Consider the following 6940-nt stretch of genomic DNA (forward strand, 5'->3'; position numbering starts at 1 on the left):
GGCCAGCATCGACGCCGTCGCCGGGCCGTCGAGGTGGAGCAGCTCCAGGAGCCGGCGCCGCAGCTGGTGGGACATGGCGGCCAGCACCTTCGAATCCCGGATTTCCCGGATGTCCTCGCTCATAAAGCACAAGAGTAGTTGTACAACAGCTCTTGTGCAATGGCGCTTGTACGTCTGCTCGCGTAAACTCCGGCCATGGGTTTCGTCGCATGGGTGATCTTCGGCGCGATCGTCGGCTGGGTCGCGAACCTGGTCGTCGGCGGACGGGAGCGGCGCCGGCAAGGTTGCCTGGTCAGCGTGCTCGTCGGAGTCGTCGGCGCAGCCCTGGGCGGGCTGGTCTACCGGCTCGCGACCCGCCAGACGAGGACGTTCGACTTCGGCTTCGACTTCCCCAGCTTCGGCGTGGCCATCCTCGGGGCGGTCGTCCTGCTGGCGATCCTGCGGCTCGCCAGCGGCCTGGCCCGGCGTCCGAGTGACCGTTGGTAACTTTTGCCGGACGAATGGTGATCAACGGGGCCGTCGGCCGCTAGACTGCTTCCTCACACGCATCTCCGGGCGGCCGGGTGCGTGCGCCGTCGGGGGGCGGATGCACCCGGCCTCCTTCCTTCGCCTTCCGCGCCCTCCTCGCCTCGATGACGACCGCGGCCGCGTGCACCGGGTCGACGAGCGAAGGCACGGGCACCTCGTCGATCTCCTGGCGCCACGCACCCAAGAGCTCGCGAAGCTGGGCTTCGGCGGGATCGCGGCGGTCGCTCATCGGTCCTCACAGGTCAGGCGGGGCAGCGCCCCGAACGGCGGCAACTACTTAGCGTTATCGGTGAAATCGACCTTCCGTTACGACGAAGCGATCATTCCCACCCGCCGCGGTGACCCCCTCCCGGAGGAGTCCGGCAGGGGCGCGCGGACACGCTCACCTGGGGCAGCGGTAGCGTGGGGGCGCCCGTACGCGGCTGCCGGACCCCGGCGCCCATCCGATCTTCCGAGACGAAATCAGGGGACCCGACCATGAGCGGCACCCGGCCGGATTCCGCCGGCAACCCCGTCGCCCACGCCCTCCAGCTCGCCCGCGAGACGCTGCCGCCGATGCACTCCGCCGGTCGCCCGTTCGTGGCGGGCGGCGTCGCCGCGACACTGGTCGCGCGCCGGTTCTCCAAGCGCCTCGGCGTCCTGGGCGCGCTGACGACGGTGGCCATGGCCGCGTTCTTCCGCGAGCCGAAGCGGGTCCCGCCGCCGCGTGACGGCGTCGCGCTCGCCTCGGCCGACGGTCTCGTGTCCCTGATCGAGGAAGCCGTCCCGCCCGCCGAGCTCGGCCTGCCCGCCGAGCCGCGGATGCGCGTGTCGGTGTTCCTCTCGGTGTTCGACGTGCACGTCCAGCGCGTGCCGGCGAACGGCGTGATCGAGCGGGTCGCCTACCGGCCCGGCAAGTTCCTGTCCGCGGACCTGGACAAGGCGAGCGACGACAACGAACGCAACACCGTGCTCATGCGCACCGAAGACGGCCACGAGCTCGTCGTCGTGCAGATCGCCGGCCTGGTCGCGCGCCGCATCCTCTGCGAGATCCGCGAGGGCGACAAGGTCGGCGCCGCTTCGACGTACGGCATCATCCGGTTCGGCTCGCGGGTCGACCTGTACCTCCCGCCGGGCTCGACGGTGCTGGTCAGCAAGGGCCAGCGCACGGTCGGCGGCGAGACGGTCATCGCCGAACTCCCTGCCGCGCCTGCGAAAGGCTGATCGATGGTCCGCGTGACCACCCCGGGCGTCCGGCTGCTGCCGAACGCCATCACCGTGCTGGCGCTGTGCGCGGGCCTGTCGGCCGTGCAGTTCGCGCTGACCAAGAACTACGCGATGGCGATCGCCTCGATCGGCATCGCGGCGGTGCTCGACAGCCTCGACGGCCGGATCGCCCGCCTGCTCGACGCGACGTCGAAGATGGGCGCGGAGCTGGACTCGCTGTCCGACGGCATCTCCTTCGGCGTCGCCCCGGCGCTGGTGATCTACGTGTGGCAGACCGGCGCCGACCGGATCGGCTGGGTGGCGTCGCTGATCTTCGCCGTCTGCATGATCCTGCGGCTGGCGCGCTTCAACACGCTGCTCGACGACACCGAGCAGCCGCCGTACGCGAGCGAGTTCTTCGTCGGCGTCCCGGCGCCCGCGGGCGGCCTGCTGGGGATGCTGCCGCTGGTGGCGTACCTGCAGTGGGGCGAGGGCTGGTGGTCGTCGCAGTACGTCGTGTGGGCGTGGACGGTCGCCATCGCGGCCCTGCTGATCAGCCGCATCCCGACGCTGTCGCTGAAGACGGTCAAGGCACCCCCGAAGGCGATCGCGCCGCTCCTGCTCGGCGTCGCCCTCCTGGCGGCGGCGATCATCCAGTTCCCGCTGGTCGCGCTGCTCGCGGCGATGGTGCTGTACCTGGCGCACATCCCGTACTCGATCTACCGGCACCGCTGGCTGGCGGCACACCCGGAGGCCTGGACGGTCCCGCCGAGCGAGCGCCGCGCGATCCGCCGCGCCCGGTCCCCCCGCCGCCTCGGCCTGCGCCGCCCGCTGCGCCGCCGCGTCGCGGGCGCGGCGATGCGCGCGGTCCGCCTCCCCCGCACCGGCGAGACGGTCCGCACCCCCCGCGTCACCTCGGAAAACGGCAACGGCCAGCGCCGCCGCTCCTGGCGCCAGATCGGCCTCCGCCGCAAGTAGCCGTGTCGACCCGCCAATCACGCGAGTTGACTCCCTAATCACGCGAGCCGACCCTCCAGGCACGCGAACCGACCGTCCGGGCACGCGAGTCGACCCTCCAGGTACGGGAACCGACCGTCCGGGCACGTGATCCGGCGGACATCACCCGTGATTGAGGGGTCGACACTCGTGATTGAGGGGTCGACTCGCGTGATTGAGGGGTCGACACGGGGTGGGTGTCCGGGAGCCCCGGGGAGCGCGGTGGATCGCTAGGGTGAACGGCGTGAGCCACCCGCAGATCACGCTGACCGTCCGGCACACGCCGTCCGCGCTGGACACGCGCCGCGGCGTTGTCCGGCTGCATCCCGAAGTCCTCGATGCGCTCGGCCTGCGGGCCTGGGACGCCGTGCACCTCACCGGCGCCCGGGTCAGTGCCGCCCTCGCCGCGCCGACCGATGAGGCCGACGTGCCCGGGATCGTCCTCACCGACGACGTCACCATGTCGAACCTCGGCGTCACCGAGGGCTCGGAGATCGTCGTCGCGCCGGCCGACGTCGCCGCGGCGAAGACGGTGACCGTCGCCGGGTCGCGGCTGGCCAGCGTCTCGGTCAGCCCGCACATGCTGCGGCTCGCGCTGATCGGCAAGGTCCTCACCGTCGGGGACGCCGTTTCGCTGCTGCCGCAGGACCTCGCGCCGTCGCCGGGGTCGGACCCGGCCGGCCTGCGCGGCCAGCTGTCACGCGCGATCGGCGCGACCTGGACGAACGAGCTGCTCACCGTCACCGCGACCGAGCCGGGCGGTCCCGTCGCGGTCGGACCGTCCACAGTGGTCACCTGGCGGGACGGCGCCCGGCCCGGCACCGCCGAACCGGCCGCGCCCCGGACGGCGACCGCGCTGGTCCGCACCTCCGCCGTCACCGCGGCCGAGGAGTGGATCGACGCCGAGGTCGTCGAGGACGAGGCCGCCACCGAAGAAGAGCCCGTCGTCCCGCTGGCCGACCTGATCGGCGCCGAGGCCGCCGCGCGCAAGCTGGACGAGTGGTTCGACCTGGCCTTCCACCGGCCCGAGCTGCTGGCCCGGCTGGGCGCGCCCGCCCACCTCGGCGTCCTGCTGTCCGGCCCCGAAGGCGTCGGCAAGGCGACGCTCGTCCGGTCGGTCGCGAACGAAGCCGGCATCCGCGTGATCCCGCTGGCCGCGCCGAACCTCGCCGTGCTGGACCCGAACGTCGCCGTGGCACGCCTGCGCGAGGCCGTCCGCGCCGCCGAAGGCCCGTCGGTCCTCCTGCTCACCGACGTCGACGCGCTGCTGCCCGCGACGACCCCGCCGCCGGTCGCCACCGTCGTGCTGGAAGAACTGCGCACAGCCTTGCGGCGCGAGCGCTTCGCCGTCGTCGCGACGACGGCCCGCGCGGAATCGGCCGACCCGCGGCTGCGCGCCGCCGACCTGCTGGACCGCGAGCTCGGCCTCGCCCTCCCGGACGCCAAAACCCGCCGCGAGCTGCTGAACGTCCTGCTCCGCGACGTCCCGCTCGACACCGGCATCGACTGCGGCGTCCTCGCCGAGCGGACGCCCGGCTTCGTCGCCGCCGACCTGATCGCGCTGCGCCGGGACGCCGCGCTGCGGGCGGCGCTGCGCCAGCGCGACACCGACGAGCCGCGCATCTCGCAGCAGGACCTGCTCGACGCGCTGGCCACCGTCCGGCCGGTCTCGATGTCCACTTCGGACAACCTGGCCACCGGCGGGCTGACCCTGGACGACGTCGGCAACATGGTCGACGTCAAGCAGTCCCTCACCGAGGCCGTGCTCTGGCCGCTGCGGTACCCGGACTCGTTCGCCCGGCTCGGCGTCGAGCCGCCGCGCGGGGTGCTGCTCTACGGGCCGCCCGGCGGCGGCAAGACGTTCCTCGTGCGGGCGCTGGCCGGCACCGGCGCGCTGAACGTGTTCGCGGTCAAGGGCGCCGAGCTGATGGACAAGTGGGTCGGCGAGTCCGAACGCGCGGTGCGCGAGCTGTTCCGCCGGGCCGCGGAGGCCGCCCCCGCGCTGATCTTCCTGGACGAGATCGACGCGCTGGCCCCGCGCCGCGGCCAGTCGTCCGACTCGGGTGTCGCCGACCGCGTGGTCGCCGCCCTGCTCACCGAGCTCGACGGCGTCGAGCCGATGCGCGAGGTCGTCGTGCTGGGCGCGACGAACCGGCCGGAGCTCGTCGACCCGGCGCTGCTGCGGCCCGGCCGGCTCGAGCGCCGCGTCTACGTGCCGCCGCCGGACGCCGAAGCCCGCACGGCGATCCTCGCCGCCAGCTCGAAGAACACCCCGCTGGCCGGCGACGTCGACCTGGCCGCGGTGGCGTCCACTCTGGACGGTTACTCGGCGGCCGACTGCGCGGCGTTGATCCGCGAAGCGGCGTTGACGGCGATGCGCGAGTCGCTGGAGGCTCGCGAAGTCACCGCGGCGCACCTGGACGCGGCCCGGAAGAGGGTCCGGCCGAGCCTCGACCCGGCCCAGCTGGCCACCCTCGAGGCGTACGCGAAGACGCAGTCCGGGGAATGAAAGAGGCGGCCGTCGGTGACGGCCGCCTCTTGGCGGAACTCAGCTGCCCTTGTGGCCCGACTGGTATTCCTTCGTCACGATGACGATCACCCCGGGGCTCGCGCTCTGGATGCCTTCGAAGCGCGGCTCGGCCTTGATGCCGAACTCCTGCGCGAGCTGCTTGGCCGCGGCTTCCTCGTCGGTGCCCGGGCGGTAGAACGCCGTCGTCGTCGGGATGATGCCCTGGGAGTAGTTGCTGACCTCGTTGACGTTCCAGCCCCCGCCGCGGAAGTCCTCCGCCGCCCGGTCCGCCAGGCCCTTGATCGTCGAGTTGTTGAACACCCGGACGGTCACCCACTTGTTGGACGCCTGCTGGTCGCCACCCGGCTGACCGGGGCCGCCGGGGGCGGGCGACGTCGCCTGGCCGGGCGGCGGCGAGCTCGGCGACGGCGGCGTGGGCGACGAAGAGCTCGTCGAGCTCGACGGCGGTGTCGCCGAAGACGAGGTCGACGACGACGGCGCCGCCGACGACGGCCCGCCGGACGTGCCCGGCTGCGTCGACGTGCCGCTCGGCCCGGCTTCGTTCGACCCGTCGCCCCCGCCCAGCGCGGTGATCCCGCCGATGACGGCGGCGATGATCGCCACGCCGATCAGCGCGACACCCGCGGCCTTCATCGGCCGGGACATTCCCGAAAACACACTCATTGCAGCTCGATCCCCAGTCGCCGGGCGCCTCGCTTGCGCTGGCGGGCGGCGCGGGTCTTGCGCAGCCGCTTCACCAGCATCGGGTCGGCTTCGATCGCCTCCGGCTTCTCCAGCAGCTTGTTGAGCAGCTGGTAGTAGCGCGTCGCAGACAAGTCGAAGCGTTCGCGGATGGCGTTCTCCTTCGCCCCGGCGTGCCGCCACCATTGGCGCTCGAAGGCGAGGATCTCGACCTCGCGTTCGGTCAGGCCGGGCACGGGCTTCGGCGGCGACGGCTGCGGCTCAGCCATCGACTCCGCGGCGTCCATCCGAGTCCCTCTCAATCGGGCGTCATGGCGAATCAGATCCAGCTCTTCCGCGGGCGCCATTCAACCACGGAAGCAGCCGCCGACGTGGGCATCGACGTCGGCGCGTCACGGTCTGATGCAGGTCTACCAGAGGGGTCCGACTAAACTGGCTCGCCGTGACCATCCACCCCATCGTTATCGCCGGCGAACCCGTGCTGCACCAGCCGACTCGGGAGATCACCGAGTTCGACGAGAAGCTGCGCACGCTCGTGGACGACATGTTCGAGACGATGTACGCCGCCGAGGGAGTCGGCCTCGCGGCCAACCAGATCGGCCTCGATCTGCGGGTGTTCGTCTACGACTGCCCGGACGACGAAGGCGTGCGGCACAAGGGCGTCGTGGTCAACCCGAAGCTGGAGACGTCGGAGATCCCGGAGACCATGCCGGACCCGGACGACGACTGGGAGGGCTGCCTCTCGGCGCCCGGCGAGTCGTACCCGACGGGCCGGGCGAACTGGGCGAAGGTGACCGGCTCCGACGTCGAGGGCAACCCGATCGAGGTCGAGGGCACCGGCTACTTCGCGCGCTGCCTGCAGCACGAGACCGATCACCTGGACGGGTACATCTACCTCGACCGCCTGGTCGGGCGGCACGCGCGCGCCGCGAAGAAGATGCTGAAGTCCAACAAGTGGGGCGTGCCGGGCAACTCCTGGCTGCCGCCGCGGACCCCCGAGGACGACGGCGCCGTCATCTG

The 6940-nt window shown here is 72.3% G+C and carries 8 protein-coding genes and 1 pseudogene; 5 read left to right on the top strand and 4 right to left on the bottom strand.

Annotated elements, in window-relative coordinates; all coding sequences use genetic code 11:
- Window positions 1-123 (bottom strand): annotated as a pseudogene (locus AB0M30_RS47155) (ArsR family transcriptional regulator); the annotation flags it as partial.
- Between the two features lie 72 nt (window positions 124-195).
- Between AB0M30_RS47155 and AB0M30_RS47160 the strand changes: the two are divergent.
- Window positions 196-486 carry a GlsB/YeaQ/YmgE family stress response membrane protein gene (locus tag AB0M30_RS47160; RefSeq protein WP_364599178.1) on the top strand — a complete coding sequence of 97 codons (291 nt, stop codon included), beginning with the start codon at window positions 196-198 and terminating at the stop codon, window positions 484-486.
- Window positions 487-526: 40 nt separating this feature from the next.
- Here AB0M30_RS47160 and AB0M30_RS47165 read toward each other — a convergent pair whose 3' ends face one another.
- The gene (locus AB0M30_RS47165; RefSeq protein WP_364599181.1) at window positions 527-757 is read right to left on the bottom strand and encodes a hypothetical protein; all 231 of its coding nucleotides are present in this window, start codon (window positions 755-757) and stop codon (window positions 527-529) included.
- A gap of 248 nt (window positions 758-1005) precedes the next feature.
- Here AB0M30_RS47165 and AB0M30_RS47170 point away from each other — a divergent pair, with 248 nt between their 5' ends.
- The 3 genes from AB0M30_RS47170 (at window position 1006) to AB0M30_RS47180 (ending at window position 5218) form a co-directional block, all read left to right on the top strand.
- A complete protein-coding gene (locus AB0M30_RS47170; protein WP_364599184.1) occupies window positions 1006-1731 on the top strand; it encodes a phosphatidylserine decarboxylase in 726 nt (241 codons plus the stop codon).
- Window positions 1732-1734: 3 nt separating this feature from the next.
- A complete protein-coding gene (gene pssA, locus AB0M30_RS47175) occupies window positions 1735-2691 on the top strand; it encodes a CDP-diacylglycerol--serine O-phosphatidyltransferase (RefSeq protein ID WP_103336375.1) in 957 nt (318 codons plus the stop codon).
- 262 nt (window positions 2692-2953) lie between these two features.
- A complete protein-coding gene (locus AB0M30_RS47180) occupies window positions 2954-5218 on the top strand; it encodes an AAA family ATPase (protein ID WP_364599187.1) in 2265 nt (754 codons plus the stop codon).
- A gap of 39 nt (window positions 5219-5257) precedes the next feature.
- Here AB0M30_RS47180 and AB0M30_RS47185 read toward each other — a convergent pair whose 3' ends face one another.
- Both AB0M30_RS47185 and AB0M30_RS47190 read right to left on the bottom strand, forming a co-directional pair.
- Complete coding sequence (locus tag AB0M30_RS47185) at window positions 5258-5902, bottom strand: LytR C-terminal domain-containing protein (RefSeq protein WP_364599190.1); 645 nt, start codon at window positions 5900-5902, stop codon at window positions 5258-5260.
- The gene (locus AB0M30_RS47190) at window positions 5899-6207 is read right to left on the bottom strand and encodes a DUF3263 domain-containing protein (RefSeq protein ID WP_013230291.1); all 309 of its coding nucleotides are present in this window, start codon (window positions 6205-6207) and stop codon (window positions 5899-5901) included. The genes AB0M30_RS47185 and AB0M30_RS47190 overlap by 4 nt, the downstream gene beginning before the upstream one ends.
- Window positions 6208-6362: 155 nt before the next feature.
- Here AB0M30_RS47190 and AB0M30_RS47195 point away from each other — a divergent pair.
- Window positions 6363-6940 (top strand): peptide deformylase (locus AB0M30_RS47195; RefSeq protein ID WP_364599193.1); only part of this gene is annotated, 578 nt, incomplete at its 3' end.

The organism is Amycolatopsis sp. NPDC051716 (assembly GCF_040681595.1).
Lineage (GTDB): Bacteria > Actinomycetota > Actinomycetes > Mycobacteriales > Pseudonocardiaceae > Amycolatopsis.